General features: G+C 71.9%; 1 protein-coding gene. It reads left to right on the forward strand.

The genetic code is table 11. The features are described 5' to 3' along the window. On the forward strand, nucleotides 1–1,330 hold a 1,330-nt coding region (locus ACFY4B_RS42610; protein ID WP_387977211.1), incomplete at both ends, for a rhodanese-like domain-containing protein.

A 1,330-nucleotide genomic window follows, 5' to 3' on the forward strand; every position in this document is an offset into this window, starting at 1 on the left:
CTACCTCGACTGCCTCTCCCAGGCCTCGTACCTGATCGCCGACGAGCGCACCGGCCAGGCCGTGATCGTCGACCCCCGCCGGGATGTCGACGAGTACCTCGCCGACGCCACGGCACGCGGCCTGACCGTCGTCGGCGTCATCAACACCCACTTCCACGCCGACTTCCTCGCCGGCCACCTCGAACTGGCCGACCGCACCGGCGCCTGGATCGGGTACGGGCACCGCGCGGAGACCGACTACCCCATCCGCCACCTCACCGATGGCGAGCGGATCGAACTCGGCGACGTCACCCTGCAGATCATGGAGACCCCCGGGCACACGCCCGAGTCGATCAGCATCCTGGTCTTCGAGCAGCCCGACGACACCGTCCCGTACGGCGTGCTCACCGGCGACGCGCTGTTCATCGGCGACGTCGGCCGCCCCGACCTGCTCGCCTCGGTCGGCGTCACCGCCGACGAACTCGGCGCGATGCTCTACGACAGCGTCCACCGCAAGCTGATGGGCCTGCCCGACGAGACCCTCGTCTTCCCCGCCCACGGCGCCGGCTCGGCCTGCGGCAAGAACCTCTCCACCGACCGCCAGTCCACCATCGGCGCGCAGCGACTGACCAACTACGCCTGCCAGCCCATGGACCAGGACACCTTCGTCCGCATCGTCACCGCCGGCCAGTCCGCCGCCCCCGCCTACTTCGGCCACGACGCCGCCCTCAACCGGCAGCACCGCCCGCTGCTCGACCGCACGAACGCCACCCGCCCCCTGTGCCCCGAAGGCTTCAAGGACGCCCGCACCGCGGGCGCCGTCGTCCTCGACGCCCGCAACCCCCAGGACTTCGGCGCCGGACACCTGCGCGGCGCCGTCAACGTCCCCCTCGACGGCCGCTTCGCCGAACAGGCCGGCACCGTCCTCACCCCCGACAGCACCATCGCGATCATCGCCCCGCAGGACCGCGAAGGCGAGGTCGTCACCCGCCTCGCCCGCATCGGCTTCGACCACATCGCCGGCTACCTGCGCAACCCCGACAACGCCCTGCCCGCCCTCGCCGACCACCTCACCCCCGCCAGCCGCCTCACCGCCGACCAACTCCGCACCACCCTCACCACCGAACAGCCCCCCACCGTCCTCGACGTCCGCACCTGCGGCGAACGCGAAACCGGCACCATCGAAGGATCCCTCCACATCCCCCTGACCGAACTCCCCACCCGCCTCGACGAGATCCCCACCGACCACCCCCTCGTCATCCACTGCGCCAGCGGCCACCGCTCCTCCATCGCCGCCAGCCTGCTGCGCCACCACGGCCACCCCGACGTCTCCGACCTCCTCGGCGGCTAC

The organism is Kitasatospora sp. NPDC001261 (genome assembly GCF_042896795.1).
Lineage (GTDB): Bacteria > Actinomycetota > Actinomycetes > Streptomycetales > Streptomycetaceae > Kitasatospora.